This is a genomic window from Nocardia niigatensis NBRC 100131, from assembly GCF_000308655.1.
Lineage (GTDB): Bacteria > Actinomycetota > Actinomycetes > Mycobacteriales > Mycobacteriaceae > Nocardia > Nocardia niigatensis.
Map to the genome: position 1 here is coordinate 77,390 of NZ_BAGC01000054.1, position 24,385 is coordinate 101,774.

The window sequence follows — 24,385 nt, forward strand, 5'->3', positions numbered from 1 at the left end:
TGGCGTAGGTCAGCGCGAGCGCCATCCCGGCGTCCTGCTCCGACAGCGTGAACTGCAGGTCGAAGCGGGAGATGCTCTCGTCGAGGTCCAGCGTGGAGACCGTCAGCCCCGGCAGCTCGATGCTGGTGCGATCCAGGTTCTGGAAGGCCAGCATGACCTGGAACAGCGGGTTGCGGGCCTGCGAGCGCTCGGGCGCGAGCAGTTCCACCAACCGCTCGAACGGCACGTCGGCATTGCCGAAGGCGTCGAGGTCGGTGTGCCGCACGCGGTCCAGCAGGTCGGTGAACGACTCGCCGGGCTCGATGCCGGTGCGCAGCACCAGGGTGTTGACGAACATGCCGACCAGGTCATCCAGCGCGGCCTCACCGCGACCGGCGACCGGGGTGCCGATCGCGATGTCGTCGCCGCCGGACAGGCGGGCCAGCAACACCGCGAGCGCGCTGTGCATGACCATGAACAGCGACGAACCACGGCCGCGGGCAACCTCTTCCAGCGCCGCGATCAGCTCCGGCGACAGCGTCCGCTGCAGCGTGGCGCCGCGGTGCGAGGCGATGGCCGGGCGCGGGCGGTCGGTGGGCAGGGCCAGCTCGTCGGGCACGCCGCCGAGCACGCGCTGCCAGTAGGCCACCTGGCGGGCCATGATCGAGGACGAGTCCTCTTCGGAGCCCAGCACTTCGCGCTGCCAGACGGCGAAGTCCGCGTACTGCACGGCCAGCGGGGCCCAGCCCGGCACCGCGCCCTGGTTGCGCGCGGTGTAGGCGACCATGACGTCGCGGGCCAGCGGGGACATCGAGAAGCCGTCACCGGCGATGTGGTGCACGACCACCACGAGCACGTGCTCGGCGGCGTCCTCGCCGCCGACGCGGAACAGGCGGGCGCGCAGCGGAACCTGTTCGGCCACATCGAAGCCCAGCGTGGCGAAGGCGGTCACGGTGGCGGTCACGTCCTCGGGCGCGACCGTGACCGGCCGCAGGTCGAGGGCGATCTCCTCGGCCGGGACGACCACCTGCATCGGGGTGCCGCCGTGCTCCGGATATCGGGTGCGCAGCGACTCGTGCCGGCGGACCACGTCCGCGACCGCGAGTTCCAGTGCGGCGGTGTCGAGTTCGCCGAAGCGCGGGTCGACGGAGCGCAGGCGGATGGCCAGCGGCAGGTTGTAGGCCGCCGAGGAGGTGTCGTACTGGTTCAGGAACCACATGCGCTGCTGCGCGAACGACAGCGGCACCAGTTCACCCGGCGTGCGGGTGCGGGCCACCAGCTTGGCGCGGGACGCGCCGTCGGCGTGCGACTCGATGCGGGCCGCCAGGGCCTCGACCGTGGTGGCCTCGAACAGGGTGCGCACCGCGACCGTGGTGTCCAGGGCCGCGCCGATGCGCGACACCACCCGGGTGGCGATGAGCGAGTTACCGCCCAGATCGAAGAAGTCGTCGTCCAGGCCGACCCGCGGTAGATCCAGGACCTCGGCGAAGACAGCGGCGACCGTCTCCTGCACCGGGGTCTCCGGGGCGCGGAAGGCCCGCGCCTGCGCGGCGGGAGCCGGGAGCGCCCGGCGGTCCAGCTTGCCGTTGACGGTCAACGGGATCCGGTCCAGCAGCACCATGGCGGAGGGGACCATGTAGGACGGCAGCAGCTCGGCCGCGCCGTCGCGGACCGCGTCCACGGCCGGCGCGACGCCGTCCGCCGGCACCACGTAGGCCACGATGCGCTGATCGCCCGGCTGGTCCTCGCGCACGATGACCGCGGCCTGGGCCACGCCCGGCTGGGCCAGCACGGCGGACTCGATCTCACCGAGCTCGATGCGGAAGCCGCGCACCTTGACCTGATCGTCGGCGCGGCCCAGGTATTCGAGCTCGCCGAAGCGGTTCCAGCGGGCCACGTCACCGGAGCGGTACAGCCGCTCCCCCGGCACGCCGAAGGGGCTCGCCACGAAGCGGGCCGCGGACAGGTCCGGGCGGCCCAGGTAGCCGCGCGCCAATTGCGGTCCGGCGACGTACATTTCGCCCGCGACACCCACCGGCACCGGGTGCAGGCGGTCGTCGAGGACGTACACGCGCAGGCCGGCGATGGCCCGGCCGACCACCGAACCGGTGGCGGCGGCGATGGTGTCGGCGTCGAGCACGCGCACGGAGACGTGCACGGTGGTCTCGGTGATGCCGTACATGTTCACCAGATACGGCGTGGAATCACCGTGGCGGGCAACCCAATCCGACAGGCGGCGCAGCTCGAGCGCCTCACCGCCGAAGATCACGTAGCGCAGCGCCAGCGACTGGTGATCGCCCGCGGCGGCATCCGGTTCCCGGCTCGCCGAGGTAGCGATCCGATCGGCCTCGGCCAGCTGGTAGAAGGCCGACGGGGTCTGGTTGAGCACCGTGACCTGTTCGCGGCGCAGCAGTTCCAGGAACTGCTCGGGAGAGCGGGAGACGTAGTAGTCGACCACGACGAGCTTGCCGCCGTAGAGCAGCGGGCCCCACAGCTCCCACACCGAGAAGTCGAAGGCGTAGGAGTGGAACAGGGTCCACACGTCGTCGGGCGTGAAGCCGAACTCGCGATCGGTGTTCGCCATGAGCCGCACCACATTCCGGTGCGCCACGGCCACGCCCTTGGGGCGGCCGGTGGAGCCGGAGGTGTAGATGACGTAGGCGACGTGGTCCGGGCGCAGCGCGGCCCGGCGATCGGCATCGGTGACCGGCCCGTCGGCCGCGTCCACGATATTGCCGGCCTCCAGCGAGAACCCGTCCAGCAGCACGGTGTTCAGGTCGGCGGCCGCTCCACCTCCCAACACTTGCTCGACCTGCACGGTCGAGTCGGTGATCACGCTGGTCGGCCGCGCGTCCGAGAGCACGTAGGCGATGCGGTCGGCCGGGTAGGTGGGATCGATCGGCACGTAGCCCGCACCGGTCTTGATCACGGCCAGCAGCGCCACCACCAGATCCGCCGAACGCGGCAGCAGCACCGCGACCAGCGATTCCGGTCCCGCGCCCTCGCCGATCAGGCGGCGCGCCAGCACATTCGCGCGGCGATCCAGGTCGAAGTAGGTGAGCTCCTCGTCGCCGAAGCGCACCGCGACGCGCTCCGGATTCGCTGCCACCGCCAGGTCGAACAGGCTCGACAGGGTGGCGTCGGCCGCTACGAACGGGCTGGCCAGGGCGGCCAGCGGGTTGGCCAGGCGCTCGGCGGACCCGCCCAGCGCGAGCAGGGCGGCGGCCTCGGGCGCGATGCCCGAGGTGCCCTCGGCGACAGCGCGTTCGGCGTCGGCGACCGCGGCCCGCGCGGTCCGGGCCAGGGCGACGATGTCCTCGCCCGCGGAGACCCAGTGCTCGGCCACATTGTGGCGCTCGCCCTCGCCCAGCAGGTCGATGTCACCGATGAGCGCGGCCGGGTTCTCGGCGACCGCGCGCAGGATGCGCACCAGGCGCTCGGCGAAGGAGATGACGGTCTCGGCGTCGAACAGGTCGGTGGCGTAGTTCCAGGACAGTCCCAGCGAGCCGTCGGCGCGCTCGCTCACGGTGAGCTGGACGTCGAACTTGGCGGTGCCCGGGTCGAATTCGACGACCTCGAGCTCCAGGCCCGGCAGCGCGACCGCGGCCGCGTCCTCGGCCCCGGCGGCCTCGAAGGTCAGCGCCACCTGGAACAGCGGGTGGTGCGCCTGCGAGCGGACCGGGCTGAGCACGTCGACGAGGCGCTCGAACGGCACATCGGCGTGCGCGAAGGCGGCCAGGTCGGTGCGGCGCACCTGGGCCAGCAGGTCGCGGAACGCGGCGTCCGCCTTCACCTCGCTGCGCAGCACCAGGGTGTTGACGAACATGCCGACCAGGTCGTCCAGCGCCCGCTCGCCGCGGCCCGCGATGGGGGTGCCGATGGCGATGTCGGTGGCGCGGGACAGGCGCGCGGCCCAGGTGGCCAGGGCGGCGTGCACCAGCATGAACAGGGTGACGTCGTGCTCGCGGGCCACGCCGGTCAGGGCGCGGTGCAGCTCGGCGTCGATCGAGAAGTCGTAGGTGCCACCGGCATTGGTGGCGATCTCCGGCCGCGGGCGGTCGGCGGGCAGCTCGATCTGCTCGGGCAGGTCGGCCAGGCGGTCGGTCCAGTAGGCGATCTGCTGGGCCGCGACGGACTCGGAATCGGTTTCCGCGCCCAGGATCTCGCGCTGCCACAACGTGTAGTCGGCGTACTGCACCGGCAGCGGCGCCCAGGCCGGAGCCTCGCCGCTGCTGCGGGACAGGTAGGCGGCCACCACATCGCGCAGCAGCGGGCGCAGCGAGACGCCGTCCGCGCTGATGTGATGCAGCACCAACACCAGCACGTGCTCGGTCTCGCTGAGGCTGAGCACGGTGGCGCGGAACGGCAGTTCGCGGGTGACGTCGAAGAACACGCTCGCGAGCTGGGTGATGCGCGCGGTCAGGTCGGCCGCGGTGACCGTCTCGGTCCGCACCTCGAAGTCGACCTCGGACAGCGGCAGGATGCGCTGGTAGCCGTCGCCCTCGACCTCGGGGTAGATGGTGCGCAGCGACTCGTGCCGAGCCAGCACGTCGCCGATGGCGGCGGTGAAGGCGGCCGGGTCGATCGCGCCGGTGAGCTTCAGCGCCACCGGGATGTTGTTGACCGCGGTGCGGTTGTCGAAGCGGTTCAGGAACCACATGCGCTGCTGTGCGAGGGACAGCGGCACCAGCTCCGGGCGCTCCTGGGCGACCAGCGCGGCGCGCGCGCCGGTGCCGACGCGCGATTCCAGTTGCGCGGCAAGGGAAGCCACGGTGGTGGCCTCGAACAGCGTGCGCAGCGGGATGTCGGCGTCCAGGGCGGCCGACAGGCGCGCGATCACCTGGGTGGCGATCAGCGAGTTGCCGCCGAGCTCGAAGAAGTCGTCGTCCAGGCCGACCCGGTCCAGGCCGAGCACGTCGGCGATGGTGCCGGCGACGGTCTGCTGCACCGGCGTGGCCGGGGCGCGGAAGGCCTTGGCGGCGAAGGTCGGCGCGGGCAGCTGCTTGCGGTCCAGCTTGCCGGAGGCGTTGAGCGGGAAGGCTTCCAGCACCATGAAGGCGGCCGGGACCATGTAGGCCGGAAGCCGTTCGAACAGTTCGTCCTTGACGGCGGTGGCGTCGAATTTGCCCTCCGCTTCGCTCCGGGCGGGTTCGCGGCGCTGAAGGTCTCGAACCTCCGAGGCGGAAGCGGACGGGATTACGTAGGCCACGAGCTGGTCGCCCAGTTTGGCGTCCGAGTGCACCACGACCACAGCCTGGGCGATGGAGCCGATGGCCGTCAGGGCCGACTCGATCTCGCCGAGCTCGATGCGCAGACCGCGCAGCTTCACCTGGAAGTCGGTGCGGCCCAGGTACTCGAGCTCGCCATTGCCCGTCCAGGTGACCAGGTCACCGGTGCGGTACATGCGGACGCCGTCACCGAACGGGTTGGCCACGAAGCGATCCGCGGTCAGATCCGGGCGGGCCACATAGCCGGTGGCCAGCTGATCGCCGGCCAGGTACAGCTCACCCGCGACACCCACCGGAACCGGCTTCAGGCGCGAATCCAGCACGTACACCTGGGTGTTGAAGACCGGCGCGCCGATCGGCACCGACGTCAGATCGGAATCGGTGACCTCGTGGAAGGTCACGTCGACCGCGGCCTCGGTGGGGCCGTACAGGTTGTGCAGGCGGGCTCCGGTGAGCTGCCGCAGCTGCTGCGCGGTCGGCGCGGGCAGGCCCTCACCGGAGGCGAAGACATTGGTCAGGCTGACGCAGTCGGCCGCGGCGGGCTCGGCCACGAAGACCGCCAGCATGGACGGCACGAAGTGGGTGACCGTGACGCCCTCGCGGACGATGATCTCGGCCAGGTAGGCCGGATCGCGGTGGCCGTCCGGCTTGGCGACCACCAGGCGGGCGCCGACCTGCAAAGGCCAGAAGAACTCCCACACCGACACATCGAAGGTGGCAGGGGTCTTCTGCAGCACCACGTCGTAGGCGGCCAGCCCGTACTGGGCGTGCATCCAGACGAGACGGTTCACGATGGCCGCGTGGCTCACGGCCACACCCTTGGGGCGGCCGGTGGAGCCGGAGGTGAAGATCACGTACGCGGTGTTCTGCGGGCGCAGCGGCGAGCGGCGCTCGGCATCGGCGACCGGGGCGTCGGCGAAGGCGTCCAGGTCCAGCTCGTCGATCCGGACCTGGCGCGCGTCAACGCCTTCCAAGTCGTCGCCGGAGGTCAGCACGCAGACCGGCTGTGCGGTCTCGAGGATGTACTGGGTGCGCTCGGCCGGGTGATCCGGATCCAGCGGCACGTACGCGCCACCGGCGACCGTGACCGCGTACATGCCCACGACCAGGTCGATGGAGCGGCGCATGCCCAGCGCCACAAGAGATTCCGGTCCGACGCCCTCGGCGATGAGCCAGCGCGCGAGCTTGCGGACGCGAGCCGCGAACTCCGCGTAGGACAACTGTGTCTTATTTTCCGGGCTCCGCCCGGGTGTCCCCTCGAAGGTGACCGCAGTCGCTTCGGGAGTCAGCGCGACCTGCGCCTCGAACAGCGAAACCAGCGTCGCCGCAGCGCCTTCCGAGATCTCCGGCAGCGCGGTGTCCAACTCGAACGCGGTCTCGTTCCAGCCGACCAGCAGCCGGCGGCGTTCGGCCTCGCTCAGCAGCTCGACATCGCCGACCAGCTGGGTCGGGTCCGCGACCACGGCGGTGAGCATCGCCACGAAGCGCTGCGCGAAGACACCGGCGTAGTGCGAGTCGAAAAGGTCAGTCGCGTAGACGAGCTCGGCATCCATGGTCGAGTCGCCATCGATGATCTCGCTGAGCGTCAGCTGCAGGTCGAACTTGGCCGACTGCTGGTCGATGGCCAGCTCGGACACGCTCAGACCCGGCAGCTCCAGCGAGGTGCGGCCCAGGTTCTGGAACGACAGCATGACCTGGAACAGCGGGTGCCGGGCCTGCGAACGGGCCGGGTTGAGCACCTCGACCAACCGCTCGAACGGCACGTCCGCGTGGGCGAAGGCCTGCAGATCGCGCTCGCGCACGGTCTTCAGCAGGTCGGTGAAGCTGGTGCCGGTGTCGACCGGCGACCGGAGCACCAGGGTGTTGACGAACATGCCGACGAGATCGTCGAGCGCCTGCTCGCCGCGGCCCGCCACCGGAACGCCGACCGCGATGTCGTCGGTGCCGCTCAGCCGCGCCAGCAGCGCGGCGAAAGCGCTGTGCACCACCATGAACAGGGTGGTGCCGTTGGACTGCGCCACCCGGTTCAGCCCGGCGATGAGCTCGCCCGGAACCTGGAAGCGGTGCGTGCCCGCGTCGTAGGACGCGACCGCCGGGCGCGGCTTGGCCGACAGGCGCAGCTCGTCCGGCAGGCCGGACAGGGTGTCACGCCAGTAGTCGAGCTGCTCGGTGATGAGCGAGCGCGGATCCTCTTCCGAGCCCAGCGTTTCCCGCTGCCACAGCGCGTAGTCCACGTACTGCACCGGCAGTTCGGTCCAGCCCGGGGTCTCGCCGTTGCTACGCGCGATGTAGGCGGTCATCAGGTCACGCACCAGCGGGTTCATCGAGAAACCGTCGGCCGCGATGTGGTGGGCCACCAGCACCAGCACGTGATCGTCGGCCGCGAGGCGATAGGCACGCAGGCGGACGGCGGTCTCGGCGGTGACGTCGAAGCCGCGGGCGGCGAAGTCGTAGACCGCGGCGAACAATTCGCCCTCGGTCACGTCCAGCACATCCAGCTCGGGGATGGCGCGGCCGGTGGGTAGCACCTTCTGGTAGGCGACGCCCTCGTGCGACGGGTAGAGGGTGCGCAGCGACTCGTGCCGCGCCACCACGTCGGCGATGGCCCCGCGCATGGCGTCGAGATCCAGTGCGCCGGTGAGCCGCACGGCCGCCGGGATGTTGTTGGCGGCCGATTCCGGATCGAACCGGTTGAGGAACCACATGCGCTGCTGCGCCAGCGACAGCGGCGGGTACTCCGCTCCGCCTCCCTGCGCTTGCCGCGACTGCACCGTGAGCGCCTGGCGCACACCGGTTCCCGCGTGCGACTCGACGCGGGCGGCCAGCCCGGCCACGGTCGGGGCCTCGAACAGCACGCGCACGCCGATCTCGGCGTTCAGCGCGGCGGCCAGGCGGGCCACCACCTGGGTGGCGACCAGCGAGTTGCCGCCCAGCTCGAAGAAGTCGTCGTCCACGCCGACGCGCTCGACACCGAGCAGGTCGGCGAAGATCTGCGCGATGATCTCCTCGATCGGGGTCGAGGGGGCGCGGAAGCGCTTGGCCTCGAAGACCGGCGCGGGCAGTGCCCGGCGGTCCAGCTTGCCGGAGGCGTTGACCGGGAAGGCGTCCAGCACCACGAGCGCGGCCGGGACCATGTAGGCGGGCAGCGAGCCGCTCAGCGCGGCCTTCACCGCATCGACGTCGACGGTCGTATCCGCTTCGCGGACAACGTAACCCACGAGCTGGTCACCGGCGTGCGCGTCGGTGCGGACCACCACGACGGACTGGGCGACGCCCGGCTGCGCCAGCAGCGCGGCCTCGATCTCGCCCAGCTCGATGCGCAGACCGCGCAGCTTGACCTGGAAGTCGGTGCGGCCCAGGTAGTTCAGTTCACCGTCGGCCGTCCAGGAGACCAGGTCACCGGTGCGGTACATGCGGTCGCCGGAGACGAACGGGTTCGCGACGAAGCGATCGGCGGACAGGTCGGGGCGGCCGAGGTAGCCGCGCGCCAGCTGATCGCCCGCCAGATAGAGCTCACCCGCGACACCCGGCGCGACCGGGTGCAGACGCGCGTCGAGGACGTAGGTCTCGGTGTTCCAGACCGGGCGGCCGATCGGCACGAACACGGTGTCGGTGTCCACGACCTCGTGGTAGGTGACGTCGACGGCCGCTTCGGTCGGGCCGTACAGGTTGTGCAGCCGCGCGCCGGTCAACTCACGCAGCTTCTGCGCGGTCGGCGCGGGCAGCGCCTCACCGGACGCGAACACCTGACGCAAACGCGGTGCGGGAACCGCGGAGTCGCCGTTCTCGCTGCCGAGGGTGGCGACGAACACCGAGAGCATCGACGGCACGAAGTGGGCCGTGGTGATGCCTGTCTCGGCGATGACCTGGGCCAGGTACACCGGGTCGCGGTGACCGTCCGGCTTGGCGACCACCAAGCGCGCACCGGTCTGCAAGGGCCAGAAGAACTCCCACACCGACACGTCGAAGGTGGCGGGAGTCTTCTGCAGGACAGCGTCGTTCGCGTCGATCGGGTACTCGTGCTGCATCCACAGCAGGCGGTTCACGATCGCGCCGTGCTCGACCGCGACACCCTTCGGGCGGCCCGTCGAACCGGAGGTGAAGATGACGTAGGCCGTGTGCTCCGGCCGGATCGCCTGTCCCCGTTCGGCATCCGTGATCGGCGCGTCGGAGTAGGCCTCCAGGTTCAGCGTGTCGACCTCGAGCACCGGCACATTGCGGCCGGTGACGAAATCGTCACGGCTGGTGGTGAGGATCGCGACCGGGCGGGCGGTGTCGAGCACGTAGTCGATGCGCTCGTCCGGCTGATCCGGATCCAGCGGCACGTACGCGCCACCGGCCTCCAGCACCGCGTACATGGCGACGACCAGATCCAGCGAGCGCCGGATGGCCAGCGCCACATGCGATTCCGCGCCGACGCCCTGAGCGATGAGCTTGCGGGCTAACTGGTGCACCCGCGCCGCGAACTCGGCGTAGGACAGACCTGTAGCCGGTTGGGAGGTATCGGCGTGCTCGAATTCCACGGCAGGCGCATCAGGGCTGGTCAGAGCCTGTGCTTCGAACAGCGAAACCAGCGTCGCGGCCTCGCCCTCCGGCAGCGCGGGCAGCACCCGCGCCAGATTGAACGAGGTGTCGTTCCAGTCGTCGAGCACCCGCTCGCGCTCGTCGGCGACCAGCAGGTCGATATCGCCGAGCGGCCGATCCGGGTCCGCGACCACCGCCGCCAGAATCAGGTCCAGGCGGTGCGCGAAGGCCGCGATGGTGGGCTCGTCGAAAAGGTCCAGCGCGTAGGAGATCTCAGCGGACATGCCGGCGTTCTCGCCGTGGTCGTCCTGCGCCTCCTGCAGGGTCAGCTGCAGGTCGAACTTGGCCAGGCGGGCGTCGTAGTCGATGCCGTTGACCGAGAGGCCGGGCAGTTCCAGGCTGGCCTGCCGGGTGTTCTGGAAGGTCAGCATGACCTGGAACAGCGGGTGGCGGGCCTGCGAGCGGGCCGGGTTGAGCACCTCGACCAGCCGCTCGAACGGCACGTCTGCGTGGGCGAAGGCGTGCAGGTCGGTATCGCGGGACCGGGCCAGCAGGTCGGCGAAGGTCTCGCTGCCGTCCACCTCGGTGCGCAGCACCAGAGTGTTGACGAACATGCCGATCAGATCGTCGAGCGCGGCCTCACCGCGGCCGTGCACCGGGGTGCCGATGGCGATGTCGCCGGTCCCGGACAGGCGGGCCAGCAGCACCGCCAGCGCGCTGTGCATGACCATGAACAGCGAGGCATTGTGCCTGCGGCCCAGATCCACCAGCGCCTGCTGGGTTTCGGCGGAGATGGCGAACGGGTAGGTGCCACCCTGATAGCTGGCCACGGCCGGACGCGGCCGGTCCGCGGGCAGCACCAGCTCGTCCGGCAGATCGGCGAGCGCGTCGGTCCAGTAGCGGATCTGCTTGGCGATCAGCGAATCCGGATCGTCCTCGGAACCGAGCACTTCGCGCTGCCACAGCGCGTAGTCCGCGTACTGCACCGGCAGCTCGGCCCAGGCCGGGGCCTCCCAGGAGGTGCGGGCCGCGTAGGCGACCATGACATCGCGGGCCAGCGGCCCCATGGACCAGCCGTCGGCGCTGATGTGATGGACCACCATGCCGAGGATGTACTCGGACTCGCTGATCTCGAAGAGCGCGGCGTGCAGCGGCACTTCGTCGGTGACGTCGAAGGCCATGGTGGCCAGCTCGACCAGGTGGTCGATGAGATTCGACTCGGTGACCGGCACCGGCGTCAGGTCGGGCACGATCTGCGCGGCGTCCAGCACCCGCTGCACCGGGCCGTGCGCGGTCTCCGGGAAGACCGTGCGCAGCGACTCGTGACGGTCGATGACGTCGATGACCGCGACCTGCAGGGCCGCGATGTCGAGCTCACCCGAGAGCCGGATGGCGACCGGGATGTTGTTGACCGCCGAGGCGGTGTCGAAGCGGTTGAGGAACCACATGCGCTGCTGCGCAAGGGAAAGCGGGACCTCGCTGGGCCGCTCGCGGGCGACCAGGGCCTTGCGGCCGCCGTCGCCGACATGCGATTCCACGCGCGCCGCCAGGGCCTCCACCGTGGCCGCCTCGAACAGCATGCGCACCGGCACGCGGGTGTCGAGGGCGGTGCCCAGGCGGGTCGCCACCTGCGTGGCGATGAGCGAGTTGCCGCCCAGCTCGAAGAAGTCGTCATCGACGCCGACCCGGGCGATACCCAGCACCTCGCCGAAGATCTGGGCGACGATCTCCTCGATCGGCGTTGTCGGAGCGCGGAATTCGCGCACCTCGAAAAGCGGCGCGGGCAGCGCCCGGCGATCCAGCTTGCCGGAGGCGTTCACCGGGAACGCGTCCAGCACCATGATCGAACCCGGCACCATGTAGGCGGGCAGGGTGCGCTGCAGCGAGGTCTTGACGCCGTCCAGGTCCACCGGGCCGCCGGCCACGATGTAGGCGACCAGCTGATCGCCGGCCACGGTGTCGATGACCAGCACCACGGCCTGCTGCACCTTGGGGTGGTCCAGCAGCGCGGTCTCGATCTCGCCGAGCTCGATGCGCTGACCGCGGAACTTCACCTGGAAGTCGGTGCGGCCGATGTAGTCGATGACGCCCGGCTCGTTGTGGTTCCAGCGCACCAGGTCACCGGTGCGGTACAGGCGCGAACCCGGCTCGCCGTAGGGGTTGGCGACGAAGCGCTCGGCGCTCAGGTCGGCACGGCCGAAGTAGCCGCGCGCCACCTGGACACCGCCCAGGTACAGCTCACCCGGGACGCCCGCGGCGACCGGGCGCAGGCCCTCGTCCAGCACGTAGGCCTGCGCGTTCCACACCGGGCGGCCGATCGGCACCGAGGTGACCACGGACGCGTCGATGGGCGCGTAGGTGGCGTGCACGGTGAACTCGGTCGGGCCGTACAGGTTGTGCACGGCCGCCGTGGAGAAGCGGCGGAAGGCGGTCACCGTGGCGGGCGGCAGCGCCTCACCGGCCACGAGAACCGCACGCAGGGAAAGGCATTCGGCCGACGAGGCGCTGGAGGCGAAGACGCTCAGCATGGACGGCACGAACGAGGTCATGGTGACTCGGTGGCGGCCGATGACCTCCGAGAGGTACATCGGGTCGCGGTGGCCGTCCGGCGCGGCGATGACCTGCTGCGCGCCCACCGCCAGCGAACCGAACAACTCCCACACCGAGACGTCGAAGGTGACCGGCGTCTTCTGCAGGATCACATCGGTGTCGTCGATCTCGTATTCGCTGGTGATCCAGGCGATCTGGTTGAGCACCGCGGCATGCGGAACGGCCACGCCCTTGGGGCGGCCGGTCGAGCCGGAGGTGAACAGCACATAGGCGGCATTGGCCGGCCGCAGCGGCGCGAGCCGGTCCGCGTCGGTGACCGGGGCGTCGCTGTAGTCGCTCAGATCCAGCGAATCCAGGTGCAGCACCAGGCAATCCGCGGATTCCACGGCATCGTCGGCGGTGGTGAGCAGCACCACCGGCCCGGCGGTGCGCAGCACGTAATCGGTGCGCTCGGCCGGGTGGTCCGGGTCGATCGGCACGTAGCCGCCGCCCGCGGTGAGGGTGGCGTAGATGGCGATGAGCATGTCCACCGAGCGGCGGATGCCCACCGCGACCAGGGCCTCCGGACCCACGCCGGCGGCGATCAGCCTGCGCGCCAGGCGATTCACGTGGGCGGAGAAGTCCGCATAGCTCAGCTCCTCGGCGGGGCCGAACATGCTGCCGCTGCGCTCACCCGGATCGAAGATCAGGGCGGTGGCGTCCGGCCGGATCCGCACCTGCCGCTCGAAAAGGTCGAGAACGGTTGTGGCGGAGGGCAGTTCACGCGCGGTGTGGTTCCACGCGTGCAGCACGGTCTCGCGCTCACCGGCGTCGAGGACATCGATATCGCGCACCACGGTGTCCGGTGCGGCGACGGCGGTTTCGAGCACGCGCAGGTAGCGCTGCCCGAACTCGGCCACGGTCGAGGCGTCGAACAGATCGGTGGCGTAGGACAGCACCACCGCCAGCCCGGCCGGCTCACCGGCCAGGCCGCGCTGCTCGGTCAGCGTCCACTGCAGGTCGAACTTGGCGATGTCGACCTCGAGCTCGTCCGCCGAGACGGTCAGACCGGGCAGCTCCATGGAGCCGTGCGACATCTCCTGGAACGACAGCATGACCTGGAACAGCGGATGCCGGGCCTGCGAACGGGTCGGGTTGAGCACCTCGACCAGTCGCTCGAACGGGACATCGGTGTTGGCGAAGGCCGCCAGATCGGTCTCCCGGGTGCGGGCCAGGAAATCGGTGAAGCGTTCCGCCCCATCCACTTCCGAACGCAGCACCAGGGTGTTGACGAACATGCCGATCAGGTCGTCGAGCGCCTGCTCACCACGACCGGCTACCGGGGTGCCGATGGCGATGTCGCTGGTGCCCGAGAGCCGGGCCAGCAGCACGGCCAGCGCGCTGTGCATGACCATGAACAGCGAAACACCCTGGGCGCGGGCCAGACCCGCCAGCCGGGTGTGCAACTCGGCCGGAATGTCGAAGGTGACACGGGAGCCGTGGAAGCTCTGCACCGGCGGACGCGGACGGTCGGCCGGCAGGTCCAGCTGATCCGGCAGCCCGGCCAGCGCCCCACGCCAGTAGGCGATCTCGCGGGCGGCCATGGACTCGGCGTCGGATTCCGAGCCGAGCACCTCGCGCTGCCAGATGCTGAAGTCCTGGTACTGCACCGGCAGCGGCGCCCACGCGGGCTCCTGACCGGCCACCCGCGCCAGGTAGGCGGCGGTCATGTCCCGCGACAGCGGACCGAACGAGAAACCATCGGCCGCGATGTGATGCACCACGAAGGCGACCGCGAGATCGACCTCGTCGTCACCGAGCGCGGCGTCGCCGGCCACCCGGAACACGCGCACGCGAATCGGCAGCTGGGTCGAGACATCGAAACCGGTGGAGGCGAATTCCGCCAGCGCGGAAGGCAATTCGGCCTCGGCGAGGTCGGCGACCTCGACGCCGAGCGCCACCTCCGACATCGGCAGCACCTGCTGGAAGCCGCCGTCACCGGACTCCGGGAAGATGGTGCGCAGGGATTCCTGGCGCGCGACCACATCGGTCAGCGCCAGCTGCAGGGCCTCGATATCGACCTGCCCGCGCAACCGCACCACGAACGGCAGGTTGTAGGTGGGGACAGTCGGGTCGAACTGGTTGAGGAACCACATGCGCTGCTGCGCCAGCGAGAGCGGCACCCGCTCGGGGCGCTCCTGCGCCACCAGCGGGGTCCGCGAAATCTCGGACGGCCCAGCGGCTTCCACCCGCGCGGCCAGGCCGGCCACGGTCGGGGTCTCGAACAGCGCGCGCACACCCAGGCGGGTGCTGAACGCGGCCGAGATGCGGGCCACCACCTGGGTGGCGACCAGCGAGTTGCCGCCCAGATCGAAGAAGTTGTCGTCGACGCCGACCCGGTCGTGGCCGAGCACATCGGCGAACACGCCCGCCACGATCTCCTCGGCGGCGGTGCGCGGCGCGCGGTAACCGGCGGCGTCCGCGCTGAACACCGGCTCCGGCAGGGCCTTGCGGTCCAGCTTGCCGGAAGTGTTGAGCGGGAACGCGTCCAGCACCATGATCGACGCCGGAACCATGTAGGACGGCAGCTTCTCGGCGGCGAAACGGGTCAGCTCGGCCGGGTCGATGGACTGACCCGGGACCGGGACCACATACGCGACCAGCTGCTGGCCGGTGGCGGTGTCCATCACCAGGACGGCCGCCTGGCTCACGGTCGGATGGGCCAGCAGATCGGTCTCGATCTCGCCGAGCTCGATGCGCTGACCGCGGAACTTCACCTGGAAGTCGGTGCGGCCGATGTACTCCAGGGCCCCGGCGTCGTTCCAGCGGACGAGGTCACCGGTGCGGTACATGCGTTCGCCGTTGGGCGACAACGGGTTCGCCACGAAGCGGTCCGAGGTCAGATCCGGGCGGCCCTTGTAGCCGCGCGCCAGCTGACGGCCCGCCAGATAGAGCTCACCCGAGGCGCCGATGGCGGCGGGCCGCAGGCGCGAATCCAGAACGTAGACCTCGACGTTCCACTCGGGCATACCGATCGGCACCGTGACGGTGTCGGCGGCGGTGTTCTCCCAGTAGGTGACCGAGACCGCGGCCTCGGTGGGGCCGTACAGGTTGTGCAGCCCGGCCGAGGTGATCTCACGGAAGCCCGCGCCGGTCTCCGGCGGCAGCGCCTCACCGATCACGAAAACGTACTTCAGCGAGGCGCACTGGGCCCGGGTGGCGTGCGCGACGAAGACCGTCAGCATGGACGGCACGAAGTCGGTGACCGTGACGCCGTGGCGCTCGATCATCTCCGCCACGTACAGCGGATCGCGGTGGCCGTCCGGGGTCGCCACGATCAGCTTCGCGCCGACCAGCAGCGGCATGAAGTAGCCCCACAGCGACACGTCGAACGTGGTGGCCGTCTTCTGGAGGTAGACATCGTCTTCGGTGAGCGGATACTCGTCGAGCATCCACAGCTCTTGATTGACGATGGCGTGATGGGTGACCGCGACGCCCTTGGGGCGGCCGGTCGAACCCGAGGTGTAGATGACGTAGGCGGTGTTGTCAGGGCGCAGCGGGCCGCGCCGGTCCGCGTCGGTCACCGGATCGGCGGAGTACTCAGACACGTCGAGGGTGTCGATCTCCAAGCGCCGCACCGATTCCGGCAGCTCGAGCTCGTCACGGGCGGTGGTCAGCACACAGACCGGTGCCGCGGATTCCAGGATGTAGGCGGTGCGGTCGGCCGGGTGATCCGGGTCGATCGGCACGTACGCGCCACCGGCGCGCAGCACCGCGTGCATGCCCACGACCAGCTCCAGCGAGCGGCGCATACCCAGGGCGACCAGCGATTCCGGGCCGACCCCGTCCTCGATGAGGAAGCGGGCCAGGCGGTTCACGCGTTCGCCGAACTCGGCATAGGTGAGCTGCTCGCCCTCGAACTCGACGGCGACATTGCCCGGGGTCAGCGGAATCTGCTTGTCCAGCAGGGCCGGAAGGGTGGTGACCGGCACCTCGTGCGCCGACTCGTTCCACTCGATCAGCGTGCGGGTGCGCTCGGCCGCGGTGGTGATGGGCAGACCCCAGACCGGCTGCGCCTCCCCCGCCGCCAGAAAGCGGTCGAAGAACTCCAGGAAGCGCGCGTGATGCTGCTGCGTCTCGCGCTCGGAGTACAGGTTGGGGTTGGTCTCGAAATCGATGTGATTCCGGGTGCCCTTCACCGACTGGTAGAAGTTGACGCCCAGATCCTCGATGGAACCGGTGGACAGCACGCTGTATTCACCGGTGATGTCACCGAGCACGACCTCGTTGTGGAACAACATGATGTTGACCCACGGGCCGAAGAACTGCGCGCCCACGTCGCCGCCGCTGAACTCGCCCGTGCCGGTGCCCGATGCGCGGCTCGCCGCGTCACGGCGGATGTCCTCGGCGCGGTAGCGCTGGTGCCGCAGCGCGCCCGAGACCGCGACCTGCACCTGCCCGAGCAGATCGGCCACGGTGGCGTCGTGGCCGACCTTCAGGCGCAGCGGCACGATGTTCGAGGCCGCGCCGCCGGAGCGGCGCATGATCGCGGTGGTGCGCGCGGTCACCGGGAGGCTGAGGATGACGTCCTCGGTGCCGGTCCACTGCGCGAGATAGGCGGCGAAACCGGCGATCAGCAGGCCCGCGGGCGAGGACTCGTGGCGGGCCACGGCCTCGTCCAGCAGCGAGGACTGGCCCTCACTGAGCGCGCCCGTGGCGATCCGGTTGATCGCGGCCGGCGGCGCGGAGCGGCCGGCCAGGCTGGTGCCGTCCTCGAGCCCGGCGACCCGCTCGGCCCAGTACTCCTTGTCGGACTTGAAGCGGCTGCTCTCGCGGTAGGCGAATTCCTGCTCGACCAGGGTGGGCAGGTCGGTCAGCTTGTGCGGCGCGGGCTCCTCGCCCCGGACGTACGCGGTGTACAGCTCGGCGACCCGGGTCATGTAGGTCACCGCGCCGAAGCCGTCCAGCACGATGTGGTGGATACGCGCGTACCAGTAGTAATGGCCGTCGGCCAGTTTCACCATGGCCGTGCGGATGAGGCGGTCCCGGGTGAGCTCCAGCGGGGCGCTGTAATCGGCGCGCATCCAGTCCTGGGCCGCGGCGGCCGGATCGGCCTCGTCACTCAGATCGACGTGGTAGATGGTGCGGTCCAGCGAGTGGTCCACCATCTGCATCGGCTCACCGTCACGCTCGACGATGCGCAGGAAGCCCGACCCGAACTCCTCCGAGCCGTGGACCATGGCGCGTTCCAGCAACTCGAGGTCGAGTTCGCCGCGCAGTTCCACGTACTGGGCGATGTTGATCGGGACCTGCGGGTCCAGGTGCTGGGCATACCAGATGCCGAGCTGCGCCGGCGACAGCGGGAAAAGTTCGCCCGATCCCGGTGCGATTTCGCTGCCAGCTTCGCCGATGCCGCCGAAATCCAGCCGGTCCAACCCAAACCTCGCTTCCGGAACACCACGACACGCAGCGCTCCCCGCCGAAAACCCGAACAGGACGCCACGCCTGCTTCAGCGTGGCGTCCGGTGTTCGGGGCTCACTTCACCGTAAATTGAGACTCTCTGGGGTATCCCCCCAGCTGGCCGATCTTGTTACATGGGCACGACCACACCCAGCGCCCGCTCCCGGGCAGTCACGGTCGCAAACTTGGTGACGGACACTCGGTCCAATCTACCGTCAGCGCGCAAGCCACATAAAGAAAGGGCCATAGCCCTTACCTATCATCGCATTTGGCACTTTCAGCCAGTGATGTGCGACCTATCGCGAGCAGGATCGTACAGATGCGATTGGGCGCACTCGAGGGTTTCGGCCAATGCGGGACCGACGAGAATCACAGCCGCTTGCCGAAACCCGGCTGCCTCCACCCGATCGGCGATATCTGCCAGGGCGCCCCGGAGAACCTGCTGCTCAGGCTGGGTCGCGCGGTAGACCACCGCGACCGGGCAGTCCGCGCCGTAGTCCGGAATCAGCTCCCGGGCCAGCGTCCGGATCCGGGTGATGGCGAGATGCAGGATCAGGGTGGCCCGGGTACGCGCGAAATTTGCCAGCGCCTCCGACTCCGGCATCGCGGTCGAGCGGGCCTGCGTGCGGGTGAGCACAACCGACTGCACCTGCTCGGGCACCGTGAGCTCCGCGCCCAGCAGCGCCGCGGCGGCCGCGTAGGCCGGGACCCCGGGCGTCACGTCCCAGGGGATTCCCAGTGCGTCCAGCCGGCGCTTCTGCTCGGTCAGCGCGGAATACAAGGAGGGGTCTCCCGAGCACAGCCGTGCGACGTCCTTGCCCTCGGCGTGTGCCCGGGCACAGTGCGCGACGATCTCGTCCAGATCCAGGCGCTGGGTATCGATCAGCTCGGCGTCCGGCGCGCAGTGCGCGAGTACCTCGGGGTCCAGATAGGTCCCCGCGTACAGGCACACCGGCGACCGCCGCAGCAGCTCGACCGCCCGTACGGTCAGCAGATCAGCCGCCCCGGGCCCGGCCCCGATGAAGTGCACTGTCATCGGCCGAGTCTCGCACACCGTGTCCGGTGAACCGTCCGGCCGTCATCGCACCCGGGTATCAGCCGCTGACCTCGAAATCGGTGAGGACCTTGGTGGGGCGCAGGCGGACGACGAGTTCGCCCGGGACCCCGTTGCGCCGGCCGAATTCCCCGGCGCGGTCCGCGCCCATGTAGCGGGCGCCGATCTCGGTGGCCGTGCGCAGCAGTTCGGCCGGATCCTCGGAGACTTCGGCCACACCCTGGACCTGAACGAAGGAGTACGGCGGCGCGGCCACGTCCACGCACAGGGTGAGGCGGCCGTCACGCAGGATCGAGCGGCCCTTGGCGGTGTCCTTGCCGGTATTGAAGACGAGCTCGTCACCCTCGAGGATGAACCACACGGGCGCGACCAGCGGGCGGCCGTCTCCCGCCACGAAGGCGAGCTTGCCGGTCCGGGTGCCCTCGGTCAGGAAGTCGCGTACACGCTGATCGGACAGTGAGGCCATGGGCGACACCGTACGACCTCAGATGGCCCCGCGCTCGCGAGCCCGGGCCACCGCGGAGGTTCGGGATTTCACGCCGAGCTTCGAATAGATGTGAACCAGGTGCGATTTCACGGTGGTCTCGGAGAGGAACAGGCGTTTGCCGATCTCCCGGTTGGAGTGACCGTCGGCGACCAGCCGCAGCACCTCGATCTCGCGGGGGCTCAGGGTGGTGTCGGGCTTGCGGACCCGGGTCATGAGGCGGGAGGCGACCGACGGCGACAGCACGCTCTCCCCCTCTGCGGCGGAGCGCACGGCGGCCAGCAGTTCGGCGGGCGGGGTGTCCTTGAGGATGTAGCCGACCGCGCCCGCCTCGATCGCGCCGAGGATGTCGGCGTCGGTGTCGTAGTTGGTGACCACCAGGACATTCGGCGGGTTCGGGAGGTCGCGCAGGGCGGCGGTGGCGTCGGCGCCGGACTTGCCGGGACCGAAGCGCAGGTCCATCAGCACCAGGTCGACGGGGGTGGTGGAGCAGAAGGCCACGGACTCTTCGGCGGTCGCCACCTCACCCACGACTTCGACGTCGTCGGAATCGGTTTCGGCGACGCTGGAGTCCAGCAGCGCGCGCAGGCCCGCGCGGACGATGGCGTGGTCGTCGGCGAGGAGGATGCGAATCATTTCTGCTCCGGGGTGAGGTTGGGCTGCTCCTCCAGGGGGAAGGAGACGGTGACCGCGGTATGGCCGGGCTCGGATTCGACGTCCATGGTGCCACCCTGCTGCTCCACCCGATTACGCATGCCGGTGAGACCGAAGCTGCCGGAAGGGGATTCGGCCAGCACCGCCGGTTCGATGCCGACCCCGTCGTCGACCACGTCCAGGTGCACGGCGTCATCGCCGTAGGTGAGGGTGACCCGCATGCGCTGAGCGTGGGCGTGCCGCACCACATTCGAGACCGCGCCCTGGGTGATGCGGACCAGTGCCGCCTCCACGGACATGGGCAGCGCCTGCGGCTCCCCCTCGACGAGCACCTCGGCGTCCAGGCCGGGCGCGGCGGCCCGCTCGGCGATGCGGTGCAGGGCGCCGGCGAGCGATTGACCTTCGAGCGGGGCCGGCGTGAGTTCGGCGATGAGCTGGCGGGTTTCGACCAGATTGTCGGCGGCGGTCTCGCGGGCCAGCCGGATCTTCTCCAGCGCCGGATGGTCCGGGGCGGCGCGCTCGACGGCGTGCAGCAGCAGCTGAATGCTGCTGAGGCCCTGGGCAACCGTGTCGTGAATCTCCTGGGCGAGGCGTTCGCGCTCGGCCATCTTGCCCGCCGTGCGCTCCTGCTCGGCGAGAGTGTTTCTGGTGGCGAGCAATTCGTCGATGAGGCGCTGTCGTTCGGCGGCCTCCCGGAACAACGCGCCGTAACCCAGTCCGATCGCGACGGCCACCAGCGCGCCCAGCAGCGGGCCGATCACGCCGGCGAGGGTCCAGCCGCGGTGCGCGGCAAACCCGACCACCGACACCACGGTCGCCGCGGTCACCGCCACCAGGCCCCAATAGCGCGGCAGCAGATGCAGATACAGGAAGAAGAGGCCGAAAACCAGGTAGACGGCGAGCGGCGCGACGGTCACCAGGCCCAGCCAGATCAGGGTGAGCAGCGCCAGCCATACCTGCGCGGCGGGCAGATTGCGCCGGAACCGGCCGCCGAAGAAGTAGACACCGAGGAACAGGACGGCCAGTACGACGACGAGGACCGGATACGACCCCGAGACGATCTCCTGCACCGCCACCACCACGGTCAGCGCCACCACCAGGGCGTGCAGCCCGAGCTGCAGGGCGGAGAAGACAGGGGTCAGGGGCGAGCGGTGCACGCGACCAGCTTATGCCCGGCTATTGCGGCGGCATCCATCGAAAGTAGGAAACGCCGCCGTGCCGTCGACGGAGCGGGATTCGTTCCGCGGCGCGATGGCTGCCAGCGGTTTCCCGGACAGAGTGTAAGTATGTTCGTCGCACTCAGAGATCTGCGGGCCGCCCGCGGCCGCTTCCTCCTCATTTCCCTGGTGGTCACTCTGGTCGCGCTGCTGGTCAGCTTTCTCAGCGGCCTGACGGCCGGATTGGCGCATCAGAACATTTCCGCCATCCAGTCGCTGAAGTCCGACACGGTCGTCTTCTCCGACACCGGATCCGCGCCCTCCTTCGACGCGTCGACCCTCAGCCAGGAGCAGGTGCAGACCTGGCAGCAGTCCGGTGGCACCGTCGACCCCATCGGCATCAGCCGCACCCGGGCCACGCTCAACGGCGCGTCACCCACCCAGGTCGCACTGTTCGGCGTCCAGGGCACCCCTTTCGGCAAGCGCGTGGCAACCGATCAGGGTTCGGTGATTCTGTCCAAGGCGGCCGCCAAGGACCTGAACGCCAAGACCGGTGACACCGTCGAACTGGGATCGGCCTCCTACACCGTGCAGGGCGTGACGGACGACGACTGGTACGCGCACACGCCGGTGGTGTGGATGACGCTGTCCGACTGGCAGATTCTCAACCCGCACTCGGGCGCGGCCACCATCCTCGCCGTCTCCGGCGTGAGCGACGAGAAGGCGATCGACGCCACCGCGCACACCACCACGACCAGCAGCAAGAATTCGCTGTCGGCCATGGCCTCCTACCAGGCCGAGAACGGTTCGCTGACCCTCATGACCGTCATGCTGTTCGCCATCTCGGCGCTCGTCATCGGCGCGTTCTTCACGGTGTGGACCGTGCAGCGCCAACCGGACATCGCGACACTGAAGGCGCTCGGCGCGACCACCGGCTCACTGATCCGGGATGCCCTGAGCCAGGCGCTGATCGTGCTGCTGCTCGGCGTCGGCATCGGCGTCGGACTGACCGCGGTGGCGGGCGCGTTCATGGGCGGCGCGGTGCCGTTCGTCCTCAGTGCGAGCACCACGCTGTTCCCGGCCGCGGCCCTGATCGCGCTCGGCCTGCTCGGCGCGACGTTCGCCCTGCGCTTCCTCGTCACCACCGATCCCCTCACCGCACTCAACCAGGCCCGCTGATGACCACACTCCCCTTGTCTCCCAGGAGCATTGCGATGACCAACGCACTCACCGTCTCCGACCTGACCCTCACCTTCCCGGACGGCACGGACCGCCTCACCGCCCTCGACCGAGTGAACCTGCGCGTGGGTGGCGGCGAGATCGCGGCCATCACCGGGCCCTCCGGCTCCGGCAAGTCGACCCTGCTGGCCACCGTCTCCACTCTGCTGCGGCCGGAATCGGGCCGGGTGGAACTCGAAACTGCCACGGGCACGACCGATCTCGCCGCATTGAGCCGCCGCGACGCGGCAACCCTGCGGCGGACCTCCATCGGCATCGTGTTCCAGCAGTCCAATCTGGTTCCGGCGCTGACCGCGCTCGAGCAGCTCGAGGCGATGGCGCACCTGGGGCAGAGCTGGTTCGTCTCACCCGCCAAGCGGCGCGAAGTCCGTTCGCACGCACGGGATCTGCTGGCGGCGGTGGGACTGTCGGGGCATGAGAACAAGCGGCCGGCTCAGCTCTCGGGTGGGCAGCGGCAGCGGGTGAACATCGCACGGGCGCTGATGAACGATCCGTCGCTGCTGGTCATCGACGAGCCGACCAGCGCGTTGGATCAGGAGCGGGGGGCGGCCATCATCGATCTGATCGTGGGGATCGTGCGGGAGCATGGGGCGGCGACATTGCTGGTGACGCACGATCTGTCGCATCTGGATCAGATGGACAGCGTGTATCGGATGGTGGATGGCGTTCTCACGCAGCAGAAGACTGCACTGGCTGCTTGAAATACGTTGTACTACTTGACAATTCGTGTTACTAGCAGGCGGCTTAGGCGATAGAATAGAGGTATGAATTCGAAGGGGGAAGGACTCGAGGGCTGCGGTATCGTCGAATTGGCGGCCGCAGTCCAGACCCTTTCGAATTCCAGCCTGAAGGACTTCACCGATGGTGATGTCATCGAGTTGATGCAGCGGTTGGAGACCTGCAAAAGGCAGCTGTCGGCGTTGGATTCACGGCTGATCATCGAGGCTTGCGACCGCTCCCTTCCGAAGGGCAGTGCGGCGAAAGACGTCGTACCGTTCCTGCGGGCACAGGCTCCTATCAAGTCGCCAGCGCCACGACCGGGCAGTGCGGTGAACCCCAGCCGGACCGGCCGACAGATCAGCTTTTGCCATCTATCGCGCGGGCGGCGCGATCGCGGATGGTTCGGATGGCTTCGGTCAGCTGGGCGGGGCTGTGCACCTTGATGTCGGCGCCCAACTCCAGGAGGCGATGGGCCACCCATTCGGGGAGGTCGTCTCTGTTCATGTCCAGGGCGCAGGTGTCGGGTCCGTGCGGGACGACGTCGCCGGGGCCTTCGCCCAGACGACCGATGACGACTTCGGCGGGAGCGGCGATGTCGACGAGGAAGTGCAATGTCGGTGTGCGCCAGTCGGTTCGCGCACCGGTCACGTACGCGGCGGGGTTGGCGGCGGGAAGGTCGCGTGGGGTGAAGCGGGCGCCGGTGGCGTGCACTCGGTGGATTCGGTCGGCGCGGAAGACTCGCCAGTCATTGCGGTCGAGGTCGAAGGCGACCAGGTACCAGCGGTGTTTGTGCGGGACCAGGCCCACGGGCTCGGTGTTGCGGCGGGTTTCGGAGCCGTCGGCGGCTTCGTAGGCGAAACGCACTCGCTCCTTGTTGGTCACGGCCGCGGCCAGGGCGGTGAGCAACTCGGGGTCGACAGGGTTCGCGCCCGTGCGGGGCGTGACGGTGGCCGCCCCCAGGACTCGCACGCGGCGGCGGAGTGTGGCGGGCAGGACCTGTTCGATCTTGGCGAGGGCGCGGACCGAAGCCTCCTCGATGCCGGCGATGGCGGAGCCCGCGGCAGCCCGGAGTCCGACGGCGATGGCGACGGCCTCCTCGTCGTCGACCAGCAGCGGCGGCATGGCGGCCCCGGCGACCAGGCGGTAGCCGCCGGTGGCGCCCATGGTGGCCTCGACGGGGTAGCCCAGGCCACGGAGGCGGTCGATGTCGCGGCGGACGGTCCGATCGGTGACGCCGAGGCGGTCGGCAAGTTCGCTGCCGGGCCATTCGCGTGGGGTCTGCAGCAGTGACAGCAGCCGCAGCAGTCGTGCCGACGTGTCGCTCATACCCGACATCCTCCGTTCGAAGTAGGACGA

General features: G+C 69.7%; 8 protein-coding genes (1 of these 8 only partly in view). 2 read left to right on the top strand and 6 right to left on the bottom strand.

Annotated features, from left to right (window positions below; all coding sequences use genetic code 11):
• From ON33_RS26025 to ON33_RS26045, 5 genes are all read right to left on the bottom strand, one after another.
• Positions 1–17,695, bottom strand: the 5' end (the start) of a protein-coding gene (locus ON33_RS26025) for a non-ribosomal peptide synthase/polyketide synthase (RefSeq protein WP_040861720.1). The gene continues 26,822 nt to the left of window position 1, outside the view; only the first 17,695 of its 44,517 coding nucleotides appear in the window; its start codon is at positions 17,693–17,695; the stop codon falls past the left edge of the window.
• A 303-nt stretch (positions 17,696–17,998) separates the two neighbouring features.
• On the bottom strand, positions 17,999–18,757 hold the full coding sequence (gene cobM, locus ON33_RS26030; RefSeq protein WP_040861721.1) for a precorrin-4 C(11)-methyltransferase: 759 nt from the start codon (positions 18,755–18,757) through the stop codon (positions 17,999–18,001).
• 58 nt (positions 18,758–18,815) lie between these two features.
• Positions 18,816–19,241: a PPOX class F420-dependent oxidoreductase gene (locus ON33_RS26035; protein WP_040861722.1), complete on the bottom strand. Its 426-nt coding sequence runs from the start codon at positions 19,239–19,241 to the stop codon at positions 18,816–18,818.
• A gap of 18 nt (positions 19,242–19,259) precedes the next feature.
• Complete coding sequence (locus tag ON33_RS26040) at positions 19,260–19,895, bottom strand: LuxR C-terminal-related transcriptional regulator (protein WP_040861723.1); 636 nt, start codon at positions 19,893–19,895, stop codon at positions 19,260–19,262.
• Positions 19,892–21,070: a sensor histidine kinase gene (locus tag ON33_RS26045; protein WP_040861724.1), complete on the bottom strand. Its 1,179-nt coding sequence runs from the start codon at positions 21,068–21,070 to the stop codon at positions 19,892–19,894. The genes ON33_RS26040 and ON33_RS26045 overlap by 4 nt, the downstream gene beginning before the upstream one ends.
• A gap of 129 nt (positions 21,071–21,199) precedes the next feature.
• Here ON33_RS26045 and ON33_RS26050 point away from each other — a divergent pair, with 129 nt between their 5' ends.
• Both ON33_RS26050 and ON33_RS26055 read left to right on the top strand, forming a co-directional pair.
• Positions 21,200–22,249 (top strand): ABC transporter permease, encoded by a 1,050-nt coding sequence (locus tag ON33_RS26050; RefSeq protein ID WP_040861725.1) that lies wholly within the window; start codon positions 21,200–21,202, stop codon positions 22,247–22,249.
• 35 nt (positions 22,250–22,284) lie between these two features.
• On the top strand, positions 22,285–23,010 hold the full coding sequence (locus tag ON33_RS26055; protein ID WP_040861726.1) for an ABC transporter ATP-binding protein: 726 nt from the start codon (positions 22,285–22,287) through the stop codon (positions 23,008–23,010).
• Positions 23,011–23,386: 376 nt separating this feature from the next.
• On the opposite strand, the gene ON33_RS26060 is transcribed toward ON33_RS26055, so the two are convergent.
• Positions 23,387–24,355 (bottom strand): helix-turn-helix transcriptional regulator, encoded by a 969-nt coding sequence (locus ON33_RS26060; RefSeq protein ID WP_040861727.1) that lies wholly within the window; start codon positions 24,353–24,355, stop codon positions 23,387–23,389.
• Between the last annotated feature and the right edge of the window lie 30 nt (positions 24,356–24,385).

Bases quoted from the DNA above. Each gene is read 5' to 3' on its own strand.
- cobM (WP_040861721.1), bottom strand. From the start codon at position 18,757: ATGACAGTGCACTTCATCGGGGCCGGGCCCGGGGCGGCTGATCTGCTG.
- ON33_RS26035 (WP_040861722.1), bottom strand. From the start codon at position 19,241: ATGGCCTCACTGTCCGATCAGCGTGTACGCGACTTCCTGACCGAGGGC.
- ON33_RS26040 (WP_040861723.1), bottom strand. From the start codon at position 19,895: ATGATTCGCATCCTCCTCGCCGACGACCACGCCATCGTCCGCGCGGGC.
- ON33_RS26050 (WP_040861725.1), top strand. From the start codon at position 21,200: ATGTTCGTCGCACTCAGAGATCTGCGGGCCGCCCGCGGCCGCTTCCTC.
- ON33_RS26055 (WP_040861726.1), top strand. From the start codon at position 22,285: ATGACCAACGCACTCACCGTCTCCGACCTGACCCTCACCTTCCCGGAC.
- ON33_RS26060 (WP_040861727.1), bottom strand. From the start codon at position 24,355: ATGAGCGACACGTCGGCACGACTGCTGCGGCTGCTGTCACTGCTGCAG.